Annotated in this window: 16 protein-coding genes, 1 tRNA gene and 1 pseudogene; 11 read left to right on the top strand and 7 right to left on the bottom strand. The window is 42.3% G+C overall.

Going from position 1 to position 19,907, the window contains the following annotated elements:
• Positions 1-54 precede the first annotated feature (54 nt).
• From KG118_RS14600 to KG118_RS14615, 4 genes are all read left to right on the top strand, one after another.
• The gene (locus KG118_RS14600) at positions 55-1,392 is read left to right on the top strand and encodes a glucose-6-phosphate isomerase (RefSeq protein ID WP_117710877.1); all 1,338 of its coding nucleotides are present in this window, start codon (positions 55-57) and stop codon (positions 1,390-1,392) included.
• Between the two features lie 146 nt (positions 1,393-1,538).
• Entirely contained in the window at positions 1,539-2,276 is a 738-nt protein-coding gene (locus KG118_RS14605; protein ID WP_117710878.1) for an HAD family hydrolase, read from the top strand.
• Between the two features lie 203 nt (positions 2,277-2,479).
• Positions 2,480-3,520, top strand: a complete 1,041-nt coding sequence (locus tag KG118_RS14610; protein WP_117710879.1) for a hypothetical protein — start codon at positions 2,480-2,482, stop codon at positions 3,518-3,520.
• Between the two features lie 15 nt (positions 3,521-3,535).
• Complete coding sequence (locus KG118_RS14615; RefSeq protein WP_233514856.1) at positions 3,536-4,384, top strand: outer membrane beta-barrel protein; 849 nt, start codon at positions 3,536-3,538, stop codon at positions 4,382-4,384.
• Between the two features lie 65 nt (positions 4,385-4,449).
• Here KG118_RS14615 and KG118_RS14620 read toward each other — a convergent pair.
• Positions 4,450-4,522, bottom strand: a tRNA-Arg gene (locus KG118_RS14620).
• 216 nt (positions 4,523-4,738) lie between these two features.
• On the opposite strand from KG118_RS14620, the gene asnA reads away from it, so the two are divergent.
• Together asnA and ung are read left to right on the top strand one after the other, a co-directional pair.
• The gene (gene asnA, locus KG118_RS14625) at positions 4,739-5,776 is read left to right on the top strand and encodes an aspartate--ammonia ligase (RefSeq protein ID WP_117710881.1); all 1,038 of its coding nucleotides are present in this window, start codon (positions 4,739-4,741) and stop codon (positions 5,774-5,776) included.
• A gap of 125 nt (positions 5,777-5,901) precedes the next feature.
• Positions 5,902-6,564 carry a uracil-DNA glycosylase gene (gene ung / locus KG118_RS14630; protein ID WP_117710968.1) on the top strand — a complete coding sequence of 221 codons (663 nt, stop codon included), beginning with the start codon at positions 5,902-5,904 and terminating at the stop codon, positions 6,562-6,564.
• 110 nt (positions 6,565-6,674) lie between these two features.
• Here the strand turns inward: ung and KG118_RS14635 are convergent, their stop codons facing one another.
• From KG118_RS14635 to KG118_RS14645, 3 genes are all read right to left on the bottom strand, one after another.
• On the bottom strand, positions 6,675-9,410 hold the full coding sequence (locus KG118_RS14635) for a putative LPS assembly protein LptD (RefSeq protein ID WP_117710882.1): 2,736 nt from the start codon (positions 9,408-9,410) through the stop codon (positions 6,675-6,677).
• 80 nt (positions 9,411-9,490) lie between these two features.
• Entirely contained in the window at positions 9,491-10,027 is a 537-nt protein-coding gene (locus tag KG118_RS14640; protein WP_117710883.1) for an HD domain-containing protein, read from the bottom strand.
• Position 10,028: 1 nt separating this feature from the next.
• The gene (locus tag KG118_RS14645) at positions 10,029-11,744 is read right to left on the bottom strand and encodes an ArnT family glycosyltransferase (protein ID WP_117710884.1); all 1,716 of its coding nucleotides are present in this window, start codon (positions 11,742-11,744) and stop codon (positions 10,029-10,031) included.
• Positions 11,745-11,837: 93 nt separating this feature from the next.
• On the opposite strand from KG118_RS14645, the gene KG118_RS14650 reads away from it, so the two are divergent.
• Together KG118_RS14650 and KG118_RS14655 are read left to right on the top strand one after the other, a co-directional pair.
• Complete coding sequence (locus KG118_RS14650) at positions 11,838-12,215, top strand: GtrA family protein (protein ID WP_117710885.1); 378 nt, start codon at positions 11,838-11,840, stop codon at positions 12,213-12,215.
• A 77-nt stretch (positions 12,216-12,292) separates the two neighbouring features.
• A complete protein-coding gene (locus KG118_RS14655; protein WP_118323339.1) occupies positions 12,293-13,240 on the top strand; it encodes a glycosyltransferase family 2 protein in 948 nt (315 codons plus the stop codon).
• A gap of 378 nt (positions 13,241-13,618) precedes the next feature.
• Here the strand turns inward: KG118_RS14655 and KG118_RS14660 are convergent, their stop codons facing one another.
• A complete protein-coding gene (locus tag KG118_RS14660) occupies positions 13,619-14,521 on the bottom strand; it encodes a helix-turn-helix domain-containing protein (protein WP_117710887.1) in 903 nt (300 codons plus the stop codon).
• Positions 14,522-14,689: 168 nt separating this feature from the next.
• Between KG118_RS14660 and KG118_RS14665 the strand changes: the two genes are divergently transcribed.
• The 3 genes from KG118_RS14665 to KG118_RS14675 are packed head-to-tail and all read left to right on the top strand — an operon-like array spanning position 14,690 to position 17,949.
• On the top strand, positions 14,690-16,018 hold the full coding sequence (locus KG118_RS14665; RefSeq protein ID WP_117710888.1) for an MFS transporter: 1,329 nt from the start codon (positions 14,690-14,692) through the stop codon (positions 16,016-16,018).
• A gap of 5 nt (positions 16,019-16,023) precedes the next feature.
• Positions 16,024-16,872, top strand: coding sequence for an aldo/keto reductase (locus KG118_RS14670; RefSeq protein WP_117710889.1), 849 nt, complete (start codon positions 16,024-16,026; stop codon positions 16,870-16,872).
• A gap of 45 nt (positions 16,873-16,917) precedes the next feature.
• On the top strand, positions 16,918-17,949 hold the full coding sequence (locus tag KG118_RS14675) for an alpha/beta hydrolase (protein ID WP_117710890.1): 1,032 nt from the start codon (positions 16,918-16,920) through the stop codon (positions 17,947-17,949).
• 151 nt (positions 17,950-18,100) lie between these two features.
• Here KG118_RS14675 and KG118_RS14680 read toward each other — a convergent pair.
• Together KG118_RS14680 and KG118_RS14685 are read right to left on the bottom strand one after the other, a co-directional pair.
• A pseudogene (locus KG118_RS14680) lies at positions 18,101-18,238 on the bottom strand (site-specific integrase); the annotation flags it as partial.
• 158 nt (positions 18,239-18,396) lie between these two features.
• A complete protein-coding gene (locus KG118_RS14685; protein WP_117710892.1) occupies positions 18,397-19,353 on the bottom strand; it encodes a transporter in 957 nt (318 codons plus the stop codon).
• Positions 19,354-19,907: the final 554 nt, after the last annotated feature.

Below are 19,907 nucleotides of genomic sequence, written 5' to 3' on the forward strand. Positions count from 1 at the left end.
ATACGGGGAAAGGGACAGGAAGAACTAAATATAGAATTTAAAACCTATAATATTATGATTAGTTTGAACATTGAAAAGACTCTTGGATTCATTTCCAAAGAAAACGTTTTCGCCTACGAAGCTCAAGTTAAGGTTGCACAAGAAGCATTGGAAAATGGCACAGGTAAAGGTAATGACTTTTTAGGCTGGCTGCACCTTCCTTCTTCCATCACAAAAGAGCATTTGGCAGACCTGAAAGCTACTGCGCAAGTGCTACGTGAGAACTGTGAAGTAGTGATTGTTGCCGGAATTGGCGGAAGCTACCTCGGTGCGCGTGCCGTAATCGAGGCTTTGTCAAACAGTTTCACTTGGTTGCAAGACAAGAAGAACGGTCCGGTCATCCTGTATGCAGGACACAACATCGGTGAAGATTATCTGTACGAACTTACCGAATATCTGAAAGACAAGAAATTCGGTGTCATCAATATTTCCAAATCAGGAACTACTACTGAAACAGCTTTGGCTTTCCGCCTGCTGAAAAAGCAATGCGAAGACCAACGCGGCAAAGACATGGCAAAGAAAGTGATTGTTGCCGTTACAGACGCCAAGAAAGGTGCTGCACGTGTTACAGCCGACAATGAAGGTTACAAATCTTTCATTATTCCCGACAACGTAGGCGGACGTTTCTCTGTACTCACCCCGGTAGGTTTGCTGCCCATTGCAGTTGCAGGCTTCGACATCGAGAAGCTGGTAGCCGGCGCAGCTGCCATGGAAAAAACTTGCGGTAAGGATGTTCCGTTCGCAGAAAACCCGGCAGCCATCTATGCAGCTACCCGCAACGAACTTTACAAGAATGGCAAGAAGATTGAAATCCTCGTAAACTTCAACCCCAAACTGCACTACGTAAGCGAATGGTGGAAACAACTCTACGGTGAATCCGAAGGTAAAGAAAACAAGGGTATCTTCCCTGCATCTGTAGATTTCTCTACCGACCTGCACTCTATGGGACAATGGATTCAGGAGGGTGAACGTACCATTTATGAAACTGTCATTTCAGTAGAAAAGACCCAATACTCACTGCAAGTTCCTTCGGATGAAGCCAACCTCGACGGCCTGAACTTCCTCGCCGGCAAGCACGTAGACGAAGTGAACAAAATGGCAGAGCTCGGCACACAGCTGGCTCACGTAGACGGTGGCGTACCCAATATGCGTATCGTTATCCCTGCACTGAACGAAGAAAGTATCGGCGGATTGCTCTATTTCTTTGAAAAGGCATGCGGCATCAGCGGCTACCTCTTGGGTGTCAATCCATTCAACCAACCGGGTGTAGAGGCTTACAAGAAGAATATGTTTGCCTTACTGAACAAACCGGGTTACGAAGAAGAATCCAAAGCTATTCAGGCAAGACTGTAATAAATTGAAAATTGAGGGTTGGGAATTGAGAAATAGCTGCGCACGAATATCATGCGCAATATCAAGGAGCTGTTTCTTTATTCTCAACTCTTAATTTATCCATCCTCTATTTTTTAATTTTCAATTCTTAACTCTCAATTTACCAAGTGTTTGAAGAATCAATCGCCCGCTATTTACAAGAGCACGGGCACTCCAATATCCAATTAAAAGCTGTCCTTTTTGACATGGACGGCGTACTATTCAATTCCATGCCCTACCATGCCGATGCCTGGCATAAGGTGATGGAGCGGCACGGATTGCATCTAAGTCGTGAAGAGGCTTATATGCACGAAGGACGCACCGGAGCTGCTACAATCAATCTTGTATATCAACGTCAATACGGCAAGGATGCCACTCCCGAAATGATAGAGAGTATCTATGCCGAGAAGAGCACGGAGTTCAACAAGCATCCCGAACCCGAACGTATGCCCGGCTCTTGGGAAATATTACAGAAGGTAAAAGCGGCAGGATTAACTCCCGTATTGGTTACCGGTTCCGGTCAGCGTTCTCTGCTAAACCGTCTCGCCCATAACTTTCCCGGTATGTTCCGGCGTGAACATATGGTAACTGCTTTTGATGTGAAATACGGTAAACCCAATCCTGAACCTTATCTTATGGGATTGGAGAAAGCCGGAGTCAAGGCCAATGAAGCTATCGTCGTAGAAAATGCCCCTATCGGTGTACAAGCCGGGGCGGCAGCGGGAATATTTACAGTTGCTGTCAATACCGGTCCGCTGGACGGACAAGTGTTATTGGATGCAGGCGCCAATCTATTATTTCCTTCCATGCAGGCTTTCTGCAATAACTGGGAGACACTCCACCGGGAATTACCATATCTTCTTTAAACAGACTCTACCCGCTTTCTATCTTGTCAGCTTTTATCAAAGCCGGCAATAATATTGCATTGTACAAAATATAGTACTTTGTATATTTAATTTTTTATAAAAGAAACTTGCATTAAAATAATTTAGATTTTATTTGGCTATAATATAAAATACGTATACATTTGCGCCATCAATTTTTATTAATTAATTCAACATTCTAAATTATGAACATGCTAAACAAATTCAAATTATTCATTGCCGTTGCTATTACAGCAGTAGCGGTTTCCTCCTGTTCAGAGGATCAAACATCCTTGTCAGCCAATGACATCAAAGGTAAAGCAAAAATTAAAGGTATCATTACTTTTAATGAGGGACAGTCCTACCAGAATGGTAAATTCACAGAAATAATTAAACCTTACGCTAAGGACACTGTATTTGTAAAAATTGCAAATTCATCATTAGATCCTAAAGGGCAAGCGACAGGGTATACCACCTATATAGCATTGACAGACGAAAGCGGTCAGTACGAGGTAGAAGTTCCGGCAATAGACAGAGCCGAAGGTACAGCGGTAACTGTTCAAACCAAGCCTTATGTAGGAAAACGTAATATGCTGGTATCATGGGAAAATGAAAAACCTGTTTTTGAAGCACAAGAAGTTATCTTCAAGGCTAATTTCACAGAAACAGTTCATCCTTATGACATCGTATTAAAAGATGTTTTATGTGGCTTTACACCACGCAATTCAGAGGTGGGCTATCCGGAAACCGTAGAATTACAAGTTAAGGTAGGAGAAAACAGTTACGAATCAAACGGAATAAATGACCATACCCCTATCTTCAAACTCACTTCCGACATTGACGTTGTAATTGAGGTTTCTTATGACAGTGATGAAGACGGTGATGGCAACGATGACATCAGACTCTATGGAGCCACTACAAACAATAATGGATACGCAATCTTCAGCATCCCGTCAAAGGAAACAACATGGAGTGATGTCTTGATTACTACTAAGGTAGCCCCATACACAGCTAACAGCTTCAATTACTACAACGGAACTTCCGGTGTAATTATTGGCAAAGGAACATACAATCAAGTAGATTCCGATTTTTACAATACACTTGAAGGTATATCCGATTGGTATAACTTTACTCCAATCAGTGCTCCCGTTGTTTCGGTTAAGATGGTATTCAATCCGTTTGATAATGCTGAAAACGAAGATGTATACAATAAATATACTTGGTGCAACGTAGATACTTTCAAATAAAGCAGTGATAAACATATGAAGAAAATAGTATCAATTATAATAATTGCTTTGCTGCCATTAATGGGAGCAAATGCACAAGGAAATACCGCTAAGCAGTATCTTCCGGAAGAAGGAGATTGGGCTGTCGGTGTTAATGTAATACCTTTATTGAAGCATATTGGTGGAAATGACGATGAGATTTTCGGTGGAGGTACTCCTTTCACCAAAGATAATGAGAAATTCGGCTTAATACCGGATGTATCCATTTTGGCCAAATATATGCTGACTGACAATATCGGTTTACGTGCAAACGTAGGTTTCATGTTCGGTTCGGACAAAGACCGATATTACACCACGGATGACAAAGCCGTTATGGACAACCCATTAAGTGAGGACAAGGTAATTGACGCATGCCGCACAAACAACAACGGAATGAGTCTTAACTTAGGCATAGAATATCGCAAAGGTTCGCGAAGGGTACAAGGAGTATTTGGAGCCGGCATCCTATTTGCCGTTCAATCACAAAAAACAACGTATGAATATGGTAATGAGATGACAGCTGTCAATCAGACCCCTACAACAATATTCTCATACCAAAACGGATACCGTCCGACAGAAGTCAAAAGTAATGGCAACTTTTATACCGGCTTGACCGGTAGCATCGGTGTAGAATGGTTTGTAGCTCCCAAAATCTCTTTAGGTGCTGAAGTTAATATCACTGCCTACTATGAGTTCGGATCCCAGTCTTATACAAAAAGCGAAGGCTACAATGTATCACTTGGAGCTATTGAGGAAAGAACAGATATCACAAGCCCGGGCGACAGAGGTTTCCATATCGGAACAGAAAGCCTTGGCGGCGCTTTGAATATGACATTCTACTTCTAAACCAGACTTATTATAATAAACGAACTCCCTTTGCAATCAAGTTTGCAAAGGGAGTTTCCATTTAGTGACCCCGGTGCGATTCAAACGCACGACCTTCAGAACCGGAATCTGACGCTCTATTCACTAAGCTACGGAGCCTTAATTCGGATGCAAAAGTAGAAAAAATCTTCGCATATTCCTAATCTTCACCTGTTTTTTCTATCTGTTTGCTTAAAACATTCTTGCTATTATTTTGAGAGCACCTAAGGAACAAATACAAACATTTTGTTCTTTTTTCACTCAAAATAGAAGCAAGTATTAATATTATTCCTATCTTTGCCGGACAAATTAATAGAAGTTATAGACATTAAACCTATGAGCTACCTGATAAAACCTGAAGGATATAAACCTTTATTGGACTTAAAACAAACGGAATTAGGTATTAAACAGATTAAAGAGTTCTTCCAGTTGAACCTCTCTTCCGAACTTCGCCTGCGTCGTGTCACCGCCCCGCTCTTTGTATTGAAAGGCATGGGTATCAACGATGACCTCAACGGTGTGGAACGGGCAGTATCTTTTCCCATCAAAGATTTGGGCGATGCGCAGGCGGAAGTGGTACATTCGCTTGCCAAATGGAAACGATTGACACTTGCCGAGTATCATATAGAACCGGGATACGGCATTTACACTGACATGAATGCTATCCGAGCAGACGAGGAATTAGGTAACCTGCATTCCTTATATGTAGACCAATGGGACTGGGAACGTGTTATCACTGACCAAGACCGCAATATCGATTTCTTGAAAGAAATTGTCACCCGTATTTATGCAGCAATGGTTCGTACAGAATATATGGTATATGAAATGTATCCGCAAATCAAACCCTGTTTGCCACAGAAATTACATTTCATCCATGCGGAAGAACTACGTCAATTGTATCCCAACTTAGAGCCAAAATGCCGTGAGCATGCTATTGCTAAAAAGTTCGGTGCCGTGTTTATCATAGGTATCGGTTGCAAACTGGGCGATGGCAAGAAGCATGACGGACGTGCACCGGACTACGACGACTACACCACTCCCGGATTAAACAGCCTGCCCGGACTGAACGGCGATTTATTACTCTGGGACGATGTTCTGCAACGCAGTGTAGAACTATCCTCAATGGGTATTCGCGTTGATAAGGAGGCACTCCAACGCCAACTCAAACAGGAAGGAGAAGAAAAACGTCTGGAACTTTACTTCCACAAACGCTTAATGGGAGATGCCCTCCCGCTTTCTATCGGTGGCGGCATCGGACAATCCCGACTATGTATGTTCTATCTGCGTAAAGCACATATCGGAGAGATACAAGCCAGCATCTGGCCCGAAGATATGCGCCGGGAATGCAAAGCACACGACATACATTTAATCTGATTATAGTCGCAAATACACAGAGTCCCGTAGAGTTTTAAAGCGAAATAAAAAACTCTACGGGACTCTGTATGCTCTATGATGAAATATTTGTATCTTAGCGTCCTAAACTACTAATGCCTGCAATTATGAATGTTCAGATAGAAGATAGCTGGAAAACGCGTTTACAGCCTGAGTTTGAAAAAGATTACTTTTATACATTAACGAATTTCGTACGTGAGGAATATGGCAAATGCACCATATACCCACCGGGAAAATTGATATTCAATGCTTTCAACCTATGCCCTTTTGATAAAGTAAAAGTTGTGATTATCGGTCAAGACCCGTATCACGGACCGGGACAAGCACACGGACTTTGTTTTTCTGTAAATGACGGTGTACCTTTCCCTCCTTCCCTAATCAACATCTTCAAAGAAATCAAAGCCGACATCGGTACAGATGCACCATCTACCGGCAATTTAACCCGTTGGGCGGAGCAAGGCGTATTATTACTCAACGCCACCCTTACAGTGCGTGCCCATCAAGCCGGTTCCCACCAAAACCGCGGTTGGGAAACATTTACAGATGCCGCCATCCGCATCCTTGCCGAAGAGCGTGAACATTTGGTCTTTATACTATGGGGAGCCTATGCACAACGAAAAGGCGCTTTTATAGATCGTAACAAACACTTAGTATTAACATCTGCACATCCTTCTCCCCTCTCTGCCTATAACGGCTTCTTCGGGAACAAACATTTCAGTAAGACCAACGAATACTTGAAAGCACACGGGCAGGAAGAGATTAAATGGTAAAGCGATACTGATATAAATGGGGGCGTCAAAATGTACTTGATGTTTTTTTAGGCACGGATTACACGGATTTCACGGAAAAAGAATAAAGTAAATCCGTACCTAAATTATGATTAGTACCACTGAATATTACTTTGCGTCTGGCTTCTCTGCTCCCATTTCAGGTCTTGCAAGATACTTGCATTGGCACGGATAGTAAAATTATAGTATTTCCATTGTCCGAACGGGGATAAACTGGCTGACATGCTGAAGCAATGGAGGTCACGTGTTATATTAAAGGTGGTCTGTACTATTTTCTTTGCTTCAAAGTCGTAACCGGAGTTAAAGCTGACCGCCCATTTATTAGATAACTTTATATTACCGGAAGCACTCAGATTATGAGTATAACGGTACGGATAACGCATTTTCTCCCTATTAATAGGCTTGCTGCGGTCTTCTGAAATATTAAAGCTATAATTGAAGTTCAAAGACCACGGCATTTTGAATACCTGATATCCGTCGGCATCAACTGCCGCTTTTTCTACTTTCTTCTTAGGAACACCGGACTCATCAGCACTTGCTTCCGCAACGTCTCCCTCTTCTGAATCCGCTTCATCTTTTTTCTCCTTATCAGTATCCTTGCTTCCACTCAGCTTCTCTTTCCACTTTTTCCACGTATCGTTGTTAAAGGTGTAACTAAAGGAAGACCCGTAACCTTGAAAAATACCGAAACGTCCATAAGACCACTCCGTACGGTCATTATCCACTACATTGCCATTCTTGTCGAACTTATAACCGTATGTTTTGAAAGAAGAACTCATACTGAATGTATAATTCTTGCTTAGCTTCAAACGCAAATTCAAACCAAGATCGCTCCATGGGCGTGTTGCAGCAGCCATATTATAACTGATATTAGCACCCAACTCATCAATCAGACTGACCTTCTTCACAGTGTCCTTCTTGCTGTTATAATACTTCATTTCCAAGTTATTGGAAATACTGAAGGTTATATTTCCCTGTTTACCCCTTCCCGGCACGTCAAACGCTTGTCCCGAATAGGGAGAATACGTAATCGTGTCACGTCTGCCGTCTGCATAATTCTTGATGTAAGAATCGTAATAGCCGTAACGGGAAGAGCCAAAGTCCGGAGCCGCGCTTATACTCACAGAGGGAGTTATGACATGACGAATCTGTATCTTCTTCTTAGGAAAAAATATGGGATTGTACATACCATATATCTTCGTATTGATACCCAGACTGGCATTGTAATTATATACACGATGAAATCCGTAAATCGTATCGGTAGCAACTTCCGCACCGCTCGTCCCTAAATTGGGATCCCAATCCTTCATCACCTTACGCGTATACCAACGCTCCGTATAGCTGACGGAGGGCGTTACATTAAAGTATTTGAACAAGGTAAAAGTAGCGCTGACCGGTATCTCATGCTTCATACCATTCTTCCAGTCCTTTATCAGATTGGATTTAAACAGAAGGTTGTCTTTTGTCTGGATACTATTAGTCAGACGGCCTGTATACCGTACTGAAATCTTTTCATACCATCTTTCTTCACCTGCCGCTTTTTTGCGCTTGAAAGGATAGAGAGTGGATAAAGAAATATTCAAATCGGGCAAAGTAACATTGACCGAAGAGTCTCTCATGGTCTGCGCGATATTGGTGGTTGCCGCAATCGTCAGTTTCCTGTCGAAAAAATAGCGGGAGTAACTGATACTTGAAGTCTTTGTATTCTGCGACATCGCATTCGAGTTATACATATTTCCGATGTTAGTACGCTCATAACTACTGGTTGCGAAATTCACACTGGCAGAAAAAGTTTGGTTCGGATTAGCTTTCGCGTCCTGTCTGTGAGACCAAACAATCTTGAAGTCCTTAGCCACAGAATAATCCGGCAACCCTTTGTCTCCGGTCTTGGTTACCTGATAGCTTGCCTGAAGCAAACCGGAATACTTGTAGCGTTTGATATAATTAGACTCGGCATTCAAAGCCCACGAGCCTTTCGTAAAGATATCAGCCCTCAGTTTTAAGTCCATCTTATCACTGATAGCAAAATAATACCCACCGTCTGTCAAGCCAAAACCGCGACTGGAGTCGTCCATATACGTAGGCATAAGAAAACCGGACGAATAGCTACTCGAGAACGGAAAAAAGAAAAACGGCACGGCAAGCGGCAAAGGGACGTCTTCAACCACCAGATAGGCAGGTCCCGTTACGATATTCTTCTTTGGGCGCACTTTGGCGTAGGTCATCTGCATATAAAAGTGGGGATGTTCATGATGGTCACAGGTGGTATACCTGCCGCTTTTCATGTACAGCTCATCGTTTGCCCCCTTCTTCGCGTTGTTTCCGGTTACGTAGCCTTCTCCTTGTTGGCTGACTACATTACTGATAACCCCCTTTTTACTTTTGAAATTATAACGGATGGTATTTGTTTCATACGGAGTTTCCCCATCCTTGAATACCGGAGTTCCCTTCTTCACGCCTAAAGTATCTTCCACTCCATGGGCATATACCGTACTGCTATCCATATTCATGGTGATAACGTCAGCCGCCAGTTCTATCTGCTGATAGTTCACCTTTCCCTGTCCGTACAAATGCGCATATCCGCCCTGCGCAAATACGATAGAGTCATTTGCCTCATAGGTGACGGGAGCATCCAAAGGCTGTTTCTTCTTGATAGGAACAGCCAATGTATCCATTTGCAGAGAATCCACTTGCAAAGAGTCCACTTTCTGTCTTTCGGGCGGTACAAAACCTCGCCGACGACGTTGCGAAGCAGCCTCACCGGAAAGAAGGAGTAAGACAAATAGTAGTATGAATGATATGAATGTATTTGCTTTCAATGGCGTCATTAACTAATAGTTTACGCTTGAAGGGGCAAAAGTACGTAATTTATACGGATAATCTCCCTTTTTAAAGAAATTTAGATTGCTTACAGGAACAGTTCGCACCAATGATCAAAGCGTTGCAGACCGGCTTCACCATAGCGTTGCAAGCTTTTCCGTGCCTTATCTACGCTTTTTTCCCGGTCCAAATGCGTCTTGGAGTAAAACTTGTCGGCAAAACAAACAACTTGCTCCTCCATACTAACCGGAAGCATATCCCTATGGGGAACAGGCAAACTCTGCGCAACAATATCTTCCAGGGAAAGGCCGGCTCCGGTGTGCCTTTCACAAACCAAAGCATGACGCGGATACCCCTCCGAACGTACCAAATCCGCCCCTAAATAGCCATGACAGATGTAAGGCTTATCTCCGAAGCAATAAATGCCATCGGCATCCGTCAGGAATATACCTATATCATGCAGCATAGACGCTTCGTACAGAAAATCCCTATCCAAAGACAGTTCCGGGTGATTGTCGGCAATCCACAAGGCCTTATCGGCAACCGAACGGCTATGAGTCAGAAGTATATGCTTCAGTTCGTTCTCCTCCGGATAATATTTATCAATCAACTCTACAGGCAGCATCTTATTTCTTGTTGAATTTATAAACCGTAACTTTCTGACGCATCTCACCGCTACGCAATGGAGTGCGATAGACTTCCTCCACCCGGTATATATCCTTATTTTCCCGCAAGAATTCCTCTTGCCGGCTATCTATGACCAAAACATATCCGGCGTCGGGTTGGAACAGATTAAAGATGCGTACACGATCGCCTAAATAATAATTCATCCCGTAGAATTTCACATTTTCCCCATATGAATACACCGTGCCTTGCGGCTCCAGTTCATTGAGGCGGGCCGCCAAAGGCTTATCCGATTTCACAGCCAAAACAGTAGGCTGGTACACGGCATCCAATGACACAAAAATGCATAACATACATCCCGCCACACCATACAAAAGAGGGCGTGCGTCTGCACATTTCATCAGTGTATACAACAGGCAGATTGCAGCCAGCAACGGTAGGAAAACAATCAGCCACTTTGAAAATGACAGCGGCACAGCCTGCAACGCATTCATAAACGCTATATTCTCGGCAGCGTGTCTGCCCGTTCCCCAAACACTGTCAGGAACCATGCCCAGACGCACGGCAAAGAAAGTAACCGTAAGCAGTACAGCCAATGAAGCAAAAATCCATGCGGAAATCTTAAAGACTTTTGCACCCCGCTGCACCAATGCCAACAAATATTCGGCAATCAGCATTCCCATGAAAGGGTAGATTGGCAATAAATATACGCTGCGCTTGCTTTTGGGGATACAATAAAAGATGAATATCGTCAGCACCACCACCCACGTAAAAAGCTGCAACGGTGATTGAGAACGGAATTTACCCCATGCTTTCTTTAAGCGTTCACTTACAGAACTCCCTGCCGGCAAGATATGTATTTCTTTCCATTTCAGTCCGAAAAGGGAAATAATCAAAACCAACGTCCACGGTATCCATCCCCAAATAAGGGTCAGGAAGTTATACCATATCGGATTTTCATGTGACTCATAAGACATTTTCCGGAAAAAGCGTCCGGTATTCTCTTCCAACATCAAATTAACGAACGCCTCTCCTCCCTGCTGATAGGCTGCCCAGAACCAGACACCCAAAGGTATGAGAGACAATAGTCCGACGCCCAACAGAGAAAAGAACGTCTTTCCAAACGTCCGCCCACGCAACAGCTGATAGATACCGATGCACAGACAAGGGAATATGGATCCGACCGGTCCCTTCGTCAATGTAGCGCATGCCATCAGCAGGACTGCCAGCCAGGGAACTCCCTTGCAATTCTTCTCGTCCCACCGAAAAAGCAGGCACAGTGATATCACAATAAGAGAAACCTGCAACATATCCAGCCTGCAAGCCACCGCCGCGCGATGCACCTCAAAAGAAGACAGAAGAAGAATGGAAGTGAGGAGTGCCGTTTTTACGTCTTTCCGCTTGGCAACGAAGCCGAAGAACACCAATTGCATAGCCAGAAAAGCAAGCGCCGACGGCATACGCGCCGAAAATTCCGACACACCTCCCAGAATTGACGATATAACAGCTATTGACCAATAGAGAAAAGGAGGCTTATAAGCGATTTCCACCCCGTAATTCGTTGGAAGTATCCAGTTGCCGCTTTCCAGCATGGTATACGCAACTATCGCTTCACGCGGTTCGCCTTTTGAATAGAATATGGTTTCTCCTAAAAAGGGAACCAACACAAGCACGCTTAACAGTGCAATGAACCAGAACGCTATCTTTCTGTCTGACATATATTTCTGTTTTTACATTTTCACGCTGCAAAAATACGAATTATTCTATTACAATACCTAACTTTGCCGTCCCAATGATAGTGTCAACCTAAAATGAAGCAATTAAAAAGAGTCCCCGAATTCGTACGTTTTATCTTGGTAGGAGTTTTTGCAACCGCCTTGCACTATGGCATATACCTCCTGCTTCAAAGGCTCATCAATGTCAACATAGCCTACACCCTCGGTTATGCACTCAGCTTCATCGCCAATTTCTACCTTACCGCCTACTTTACATTCGGTAAAAAACCGTCATGGGGAAAGGCTTTCGGTTTTGGCGGAGCACATTTATTCAACTACCTGCTACACATCGGGCTACTGAATATATTTCTTTGGTTGGGACTGCCGAAACCCTTCGCCCCTGTTCCCGTATTCGTCATCGCCATTCCGGTCAACTTTTTATTGGTACGTTTTGTTTTCAAACGGCACGGCTGATGTTTTCAAGGCAATATTGTTCAAAACTTCTTTAAAAGTAATATATTTGCGAAGTATTTATCATACATATTTATGAAATGAAGAAAGTAACCCTACTGATTCCGGTCTATAATGAAGAAGCCATGCTCCCCACCTTGTATCAACGCTTGATAGAACTTGTCAAGCGCAACGACACCTACGAGTGGGAAATCTTATTTATAAACGACGGCAGCAGTGACAGGACGCTGGATGTTATCCGCCAACTCAGGCAGACGGACAGCAGGGTGAACTTCGTAAACCTTTCACGCAACTTCGGCAAAGAGATAGCCATGCTGGCAGGTTTTGACTATACAACCGGCGATTGCTGTGTAGTAATGGACGCCGATTTGCAAGATCCCCCCGAACTTGTAGACCGGATGCTGCAATACTGGGAAGAAGGGTATGACGACATCTATGCCAAACGCCGCAACCGCGGAGAGGAAAGCTGGGTGCGCCGTCGGCTGTCACTCGCCTTCTACAAAATTCTGCAGAACATGAGCCGGATAGATATTCTGCCAAATGTAGGCGACTTCCGTTTGCTCGACCGCCGCTGCGTATTGACACTAAGACGCCTGCGCGAACAGGAGCGGTACACCAAAGGACTGTTTTGCTGGATAGGCTATCAAAAGAAAAGCATAGAATTCGACCGGGGCGACCGCCTTGCAGGGCATTCATCTTGGAGTTTCTTCAAACTACTGAATCTGGCAATCGAAGGAATAACCTCTTCCTCTACCGCCCCCTTGCGCATCGCTACCGTATGCGGCATCATCTGTTCGATTTCCAGCTTTATCTATGCCATCTATTTTTTAATAAAGACTATCATTTACGGTGACCAAGCTGCCGGTTTCCCCACTTTAATCGTTGTCATCCTATTTTTAGGCGGTATTCAGCTGTTTTCATTGGGTGTTATCGGGGAATATATCGGACGTATCTTCAAAGAAACCAAAGGACGACCCACGTATATCGCATCAGACTATAATGAAAAGAAACTGGGATATGATGAATAGTATCTTAATGTACCTCTCCTTTCTAAAAGGAGTCAGGACTCTCTCTTTCTCTTTTTCCACAACTGATAGCTATTGATAATATTCTGCCACATATTATATATAAAAGAACATACAAAATTGATTATCAAAAGAAAAGCCCACCTATTACTAACAGCGGGTAACAAAATAGTAACAAAAAAAACGAAGAAATCGCTTTGTGGTGGGCTTCATGTGCAAAGGTGACAAAAGCCCTCTAACCATAAAAGTAAAACTGGCGAAAAGAAAAATACTGTTTTTTTCTTTTCGCCAGCATATATAATTTGCTGTCAATAGAAATAGGTTTAGTCCGTTTTGGATATATAGGCAAAAGAATAGACTAAACTTATTCAACTAATCTTTTTAATATCCCTGTACCCTATATTCATTGGGCGTTTTTCCCTCCATTTTTTTAAACCAATTATTAAAGTGTTGCGGAGAAGAGAAGCCTAACTGTTCTGAAACCTGATTAATAGATTTGGACTGGTCATCTAATCGCAACTTTACTATTTCCAATGTTTTGCGATGAATATGCTTCAAAGCAGAGATTCCGGTTTCTTTCCGAACAAGGTCGCCCAAATAATTAGCGGAAAGGCATAGCTTATCGGCACAGTATTGCACGGTAGGCAGTCCCTTCTGCACAGGCAAGGAAGAAAGGAAATAATCATCAAGCAATTTTTCCATCCGAGCTAAGACATTATGATTCTCTATTGTTCGTGTCTTGAATTGCCTGTCGTAAAAGCGAACGCAAAAATCAAGAACCAACTTAATGTAGTCAGTAATCAAATATTTGCTTTGCTCATCATAATGCCGCAATTCATTTTGTATGTGTATCAGACAATCTACAAAAATTGACCTTTCCTGCTCCGTCAGGTGCAATGCTTCGTGAATGTCGTAAGAGAAATAAGAATAACGCCTCATGTTCTGTGCCAATTCAGTGCCTTGCAACAAATCAGGTTGGAACAGCAACGCATACCCTTTTACTTGATGATATTCACCATCTTCTTCTGAACCGACCACTTGACCGGGAGCTATGAAAACGAGTGTACCTTCTTCATAGTCGTACACGCTATGCCCATACCTTAAAGCCGTATGCTTGCTTTCTTTTAAATAAATGGCATAATACTCTGCTCTCCGATGCAAATTGATATAACGGATAGGTGGAAGTGCTGCGAAATCCACGACATTAACCAATGGATGTAATGTTTCCGCCCCAATCATATCACAATATTGCCGTATATTCTTTATTTCTGCTATTTTCATCATCGTTTATTGCAAAATTCTAAAGCAAAGGTATTTATTTCCAGTCAATACAGGCATTGAAATACAGAATTTCCACCTTGTACCGATAAAATTTATAATTCTATCCGTAGTATTTGCACCGACTACAAGCCTGATACACCCTAATTTTGAACCCGAAAAAAGAATAAGAATATGGAGATAAAAAAAAAATTCATATTGACCATTGTATTGTTAAGCTATTTGGCAACTGCCATCAATGGGGCGATAGTCATTACAGGATTGGAGAACATGGCTAAAGATTTGGATTTAAACCAATCTGTGTTGTCATGGGTGCAGAATTCATATGTATTGGCTTGGGGATGTTTCATGCTATTGGGCGGGCGATTGAGCGATGCTTTCGGCAGGCGAGGTATCTTGAACCTATCACTCTTGCTTTTCGGAATTGGTTCACTATTTGCAGGAATCGCTACATCTGCAACAATATTGATTCTCTCCCGATTTATTCAAGGAGTGGGTGCTTCTATTCTCGCACCTACTTCACTGGCTTTGATTATGGACTACTTCACTGGCGAAGAACGTATAAAAGCAATAGCGTGGTACAGTTCTATTTCCGGTTTAGGCATGTGCATAGGTTTGGTTATGGGTGGAACTTTAGCCAGTTTCTTTTCTTGGAGATATGGATTTTTTATTTATCTTCCACTTATTGTGTTCATGCTTATTGTTTCAATGAAAATGCTTAACAAAAATAACAAAAAACATTCCAAGGGGTATTTTGACATTTATGGAACGATTGCTTCCGTCATAGGCATTTTCAGCTTTGTCTATGCCATTAATGGGGCAAGCAATATATGGCTATGGCTGATAGTTTCCTGCATTTCCCTTTTTCTGTTCATGCGAATTGAATCAAAAGCCACAGCTCCCATTATGCCTTTGCGTCTGTTCAACAAGCCCCGCACTCGTGCCAACATAGCCCGCATATTATTTGCCGGAGCGATGATGGGATTTTATTTCTTCGTGTCTGAATATCTACAAGAGGTTTTTATGTTTTCGCCCTTATGGGTGGGTATTGCGTTTTTTCCTTTAACCCTATTTACTTTTTGGGGTGCAATAGAGGTTCCACGGGCAGTAAGGCGCTGGGGAGATAAAAGAACTCTGTTCGGGGGTTTTGTATTGATGCTAACCGGATTTATAGGCATGCTTTATTTAAATACTACAAGCGGTTATTGGCAGGGAATAGGCATACCGATGATATTGATTGGATTTGGGCAGGGATTGGTGATGAGCCCTCTTACAAATCTTGGAATACAAGAAGTGCGACCTGAAGACTCAGGAGCGGCATCCGGGGTGGTCAATGCGGCACATCAGATAGGATGCTCTGTCGGGCTTTCTGTAATGGTGGCTTGTACAACCCATACAGCAGATATGGTTGCTATTTGCCACACAGCCATGCTAATCGGCTTCATCTTCACATTATTATCGTTTATCACCATTTTTTCAAGTAATTACAAATCAAATAATTAATAATTATGGAGTTTACAAAATTAAACAACGGGATTGAAATGCCTTTATTGGGATTCGGTGTCTATCAGATTGCCCCCGAAGATTGCGAAAGATGTGTTACGGATGCCCTAAAAGTCGGTTATCGGCTGATTGATACTGCTGCGGCATATATGAATGAAAAAGCCGTTGGAGAAGCTATCAGGAATAGTGATATTCCACGCAAAGAACTATTTATAACTACCAAACTTTGGATTCAAGACGCCGGCTATGAGAGTGCAAAACGTGCATTCCATCGTTCGCTCGAACGATTGGGGTTAGATTATCTCGACCTTTACCTTATCCATAAGCCACTGGGTGATTATTATGGCGCATGGAGAGCTTTAGAGGAACTTTATGAAGATGGTAAAATACGTGCCATCGGAGTGTGCAACTTCTTCCCTGACCGCCTTGTGGATTTGGTTCAGCATAACAGAATAGTTCCTGCCGTCAACCAAATAGAAACACATATATTTTGGCAGCACAACGAATACCAGAAACTAATGCTGGGCAAAGGTGTACAGCTTCAATCTTGGGGAGCATTTGTAGAAGGGAAAAACGGCTTCTTCCAAAACGATACTCTAAAAAATATAGGAGAGAAATATGGAAAATCAATACCTCAAGTTGCCTTACGCTGGCTTATTCAAAGGGGGATTGTCTGCATTCCCAAATCTTTGCACAAGGAACGTATGCAACAGAATTTCGATATTTTCGATTTCCGGCTTTCCGATGATGACATGAACCTAATCAAGTCACTGGATAAAGGTCAAACGGTTTTCTATTCACACTACGACCCTGAAGCAATTGAGCGTTTGAACAATATTGTATATGACATTTAGCCTCGATAAAACAAATCAAACTTTCAATACAAATTCAAAAAGACAATGAGACTTATTAATACAATTATTTTGCTACCCATATTTTTCTCTTGTGGGATATATGCACAAAAGAATGTTAAAAAAACACTGACAATACAAGAGCAGGGCAGTTTTGCCATAGGCGGTACAATTACAACCGATGAAAATGGCAATCAATTTCATGGCGACCACGGGTATGTATTTTATCAGAAGCCCACACACCCGCATAAATACCCATTGGTATTTCTTCATGGAATTTACCAATCTTCAAAGACATGGGAAAGTACACCTGATGGACGGGAAGGATTTCAAAACATCTTCATCAGACATAATTTCTCGACTTATAACTTGACACACCCGCGTCGTGGAAATGCCGGACGCGGACAAACGGGAATCAACATACAACCTATATATGATGAACAGACATGGTACACAAAATGGCGTATTGGCATATATCCTAACTATTTTAAGAATGTACAATTTCCGCATGACCAAGAAAGCCTGAATCAATTCATGCGGCAAATAACACCGGATACAGGTCCAATAGACTTTGACGTAAATACGGACGCCATAGCCGCATTATTTGACAAGTTAGAGGGTGCCATTATGATGGCACATTCGCAAGGTGTAATGCACACATGGAAAACAATGACTAAAACAAAGAACATCAAAGCTGTAATAGCATTGGAAGGTGGCGGATTTTTCTCTTTTCCAACCGATGAACCGCATCCTATAACCGAGGCGTCAAAAGAGATTGAGTATATTATGGTATCTCCTGATACTTTTAAAGTGTTTACTCAAACTCCAATACTTCTAATTTATGGTGATAATATTCCTACAGAGCATTCGAATATACCCGAGTTGGATATTTGGAGAATACGTTTGGACTTAGCTTATCAATGGGCAAATACTGTAAATAAGCATGGGGGTAATGTTACTATCATTCACCTACCGAAAATAGGCATTTATGGAAACACCCATTTCCCTATGTCTGATTTGAACAACATAGATATAGCTAATGTCATATTAGAATGGTTGCATGAACAAAAATTAGATTGAAACAATAAATTTGAAATTATTTTAAGCATACAAAATAATGTTTCTGTACAAAGTTATATGATAAAACAATTATCACAACAGAGATTTTTCCGGTTATTATCAGAATACCCAGAAAAACTCAAACAGCGGATTGAAGAACAAAGCCTTTCCAACCGCCAACATAATTTTCTTTTCTAATGACATCACCCGTATAATAATCCAAGTAGATGGAGTGGTTACCATTGGCAAGCTGCTTAAATCTAATCCTTACAGGCTCTTTCAATTTAACTTTTTGTTTCTTCTTCGCCATAATTATGTTCTTTATTTTGTTACCGATATAAATATAGCGATTATTTTGTTGCTCCAATGAATACGGGTAACAAAATAAAGGCATTTATTAGACTAAACAAGAAAATAAAAGGGACTATACACTATAAACATAAAACCATAAATATCAAAATATTACACTCAAATTTTCATCTCATTTCTTCTCTTTTTCCACAACTGATAGCTATTGATAATATTCTGCCACAGCACATACGATCCCGGTCCCACCGAAGAAAGCGGATGCAGATAAGTATAAGCCATCCAAATGGCAAGCACCGTATTTTTCTGTCCCAATGCCTGTCCGCCACTGATTCGTTCTTTGTAATGCCCGCCAATTCTCTTGCCTAAATAGAACTGGATGCAGCAGGTCGCCAAGCCCGCCAAAGCAATCAGAACTTCCACAAACACCGGCGCATCGCTATTCACCAATGAACGTACTGTCTGTCCGGACACGATGGCAAGCGCCACTGCCCACAGGTAGAAGGCAGCGTCATGAAAATCCAACAGAAAACGGTGGATGCGAGGTGCAAAAGCACGCAGGGCACAAGCCAGAAAAAATGGCAGCAGCAACAGCGGAAACACTTTGCTCAATATCTTCAGGAACGCTGCAAAAAAAGTGATGTCAGCATGAGGTTCCACCAAAGGGAATACCAGAGGCACGGCCATCGCCGCCAACAAATTGGACAATAGCGTATAAGTAGTCAGACTTGCCGCACTTCCGCCCAACTTACCCGTAATGACCGCAGCCGCAGTGGCAGTAGGACAGATAAGGCATACCATAGCCCCCTCAAAAACTTCCCGATACATCTCCTCCATCGGACAGCATATCAGCAAGGCCGCAACCACCAGACACGCAACCGCCTGAAACAGCAACAACCAACCGTGCCACGCTTTCGGCTTCAGTTCGCGCACCTCTACCTTACAAAAAGTCAGAAGCAGCTGTGCAAAAATCAGAGCCGGAGTAAGGAGGGCTATCAACCCGTTCAAACAGGGTTTGGCCGGTGCAAACAAAGGGATTCTCGCCAAGAAGAAATATCCCAAAGTACCGGCAAGCATTGCCAAAGGCAATGTCCAATTCTTTATAAAACGAAGAAGCATACCAGTATCTACCAATTAATATTTGCGTGCAAAGTTACGGATATTATCAATAAAAACGCATCTGAGGGTTTCTTTTAGTCATATCCGCTACATTCTTTTTACCGTCTGTCCGGCAAGTATATAGATGTATACTACTATTTATCCTTTCTACGGATGTGTTCTTTTCATACAACAGCTGTTGTACGAAAGAAACAAAGCTGTTGTATGAAAAGAACACACCTGTGGAAAGAAAAGAAATTAGTAAAGAAAGGGAGTAAAACTATAAGCGCAGATAACAAATACATGGAAAGCCGACTTTAAGACCATAGAAAAAGAAGCCGTTACAAACAAAACTTGAAAGCAAAGTGTAAGTTTTCTATAAAATTACACTACCTTTGCCAATTGAAAAAGACCTTTGCATTATCTTTGCAACGATTTTTATATGAAACTATATAACCTCAAATCCGCAACTAAGCTCTTCAGCGTCCTTCTTGCGTCTAAACGTCCTCTCATCACTGAATTAGCAGATAAATTGAGGCTGAAATACCCACTTCTGCCCACAATATCCCCTTGCC

This window comes from Bacteroides propionicigenes, from assembly GCF_018390535.1.
GTDB lineage: Bacteria > Bacteroidota > Bacteroidia > Bacteroidales > Bacteroidaceae > Bacteroides > Bacteroides propionicigenes.

Coding starts and splice junctions, on each gene's coding strand:
- KG118_RS14600 (WP_117710877.1), top strand. CDS start 55: ATGATTAGTTTGAACATTGAAAAGACTCTTGGATTCATTTCCAAAGAA.
- KG118_RS14610 (WP_117710879.1), top strand. CDS start 2,480: ATGAACATGCTAAACAAATTCAAATTATTCATTGCCGTTGCTATTACA.
- KG118_RS14615 (WP_233514856.1), top strand. CDS start 3,536: ATGAAGAAAATAGTATCAATTATAATAATTGCTTTGCTGCCATTAATG.
- asnA (WP_117710881.1), top strand. CDS start 4,739: ATGAGCTACCTGATAAAACCTGAAGGATATAAACCTTTATTGGACTTA.
- ung (WP_117710968.1), top strand. CDS start 5,902: ATGAATGTTCAGATAGAAGATAGCTGGAAAACGCGTTTACAGCCTGAG.
- KG118_RS14635 (WP_117710882.1), bottom strand. CDS start 9,410: ATGACGCCATTGAAAGCAAATACATTCATATCATTCATACTACTATTT.
- KG118_RS14640 (WP_117710883.1), bottom strand. CDS start 10,027: ATGCTGCCTGTAGAGTTGATTGATAAATATTATCCGGAGGAGAACGAA.
- KG118_RS14645 (WP_117710884.1), bottom strand. CDS start 11,744: ATGTCAGACAGAAAGATAGCGTTCTGGTTCATTGCACTGTTAAGCGTG.
- KG118_RS14650 (WP_117710885.1), top strand. CDS start 11,838: ATGAAGCAATTAAAAAGAGTCCCCGAATTCGTACGTTTTATCTTGGTA.
- KG118_RS14655 (WP_118323339.1), top strand. CDS start 12,293: ATGAAGAAAGTAACCCTACTGATTCCGGTCTATAATGAAGAAGCCATG.
- KG118_RS14660 (WP_117710887.1), bottom strand. CDS start 14,521: ATGATGAAAATAGCAGAAATAAAGAATATACGGCAATATTGTGATATG.
- KG118_RS14665 (WP_117710888.1), top strand. CDS start 14,690: ATGGAGATAAAAAAAAAATTCATATTGACCATTGTATTGTTAAGCTAT.
- KG118_RS14670 (WP_117710889.1), top strand. CDS start 16,024: ATGGAGTTTACAAAATTAAACAACGGGATTGAAATGCCTTTATTGGGA.
- KG118_RS14675 (WP_117710890.1), top strand. CDS start 16,918: ATGAGACTTATTAATACAATTATTTTGCTACCCATATTTTTCTCTTGT.
- KG118_RS14685 (WP_117710892.1), bottom strand. CDS start 19,353: ATGCTTCTTCGTTTTATAAAGAATTGGACATTGCCTTTGGCAATGCTT.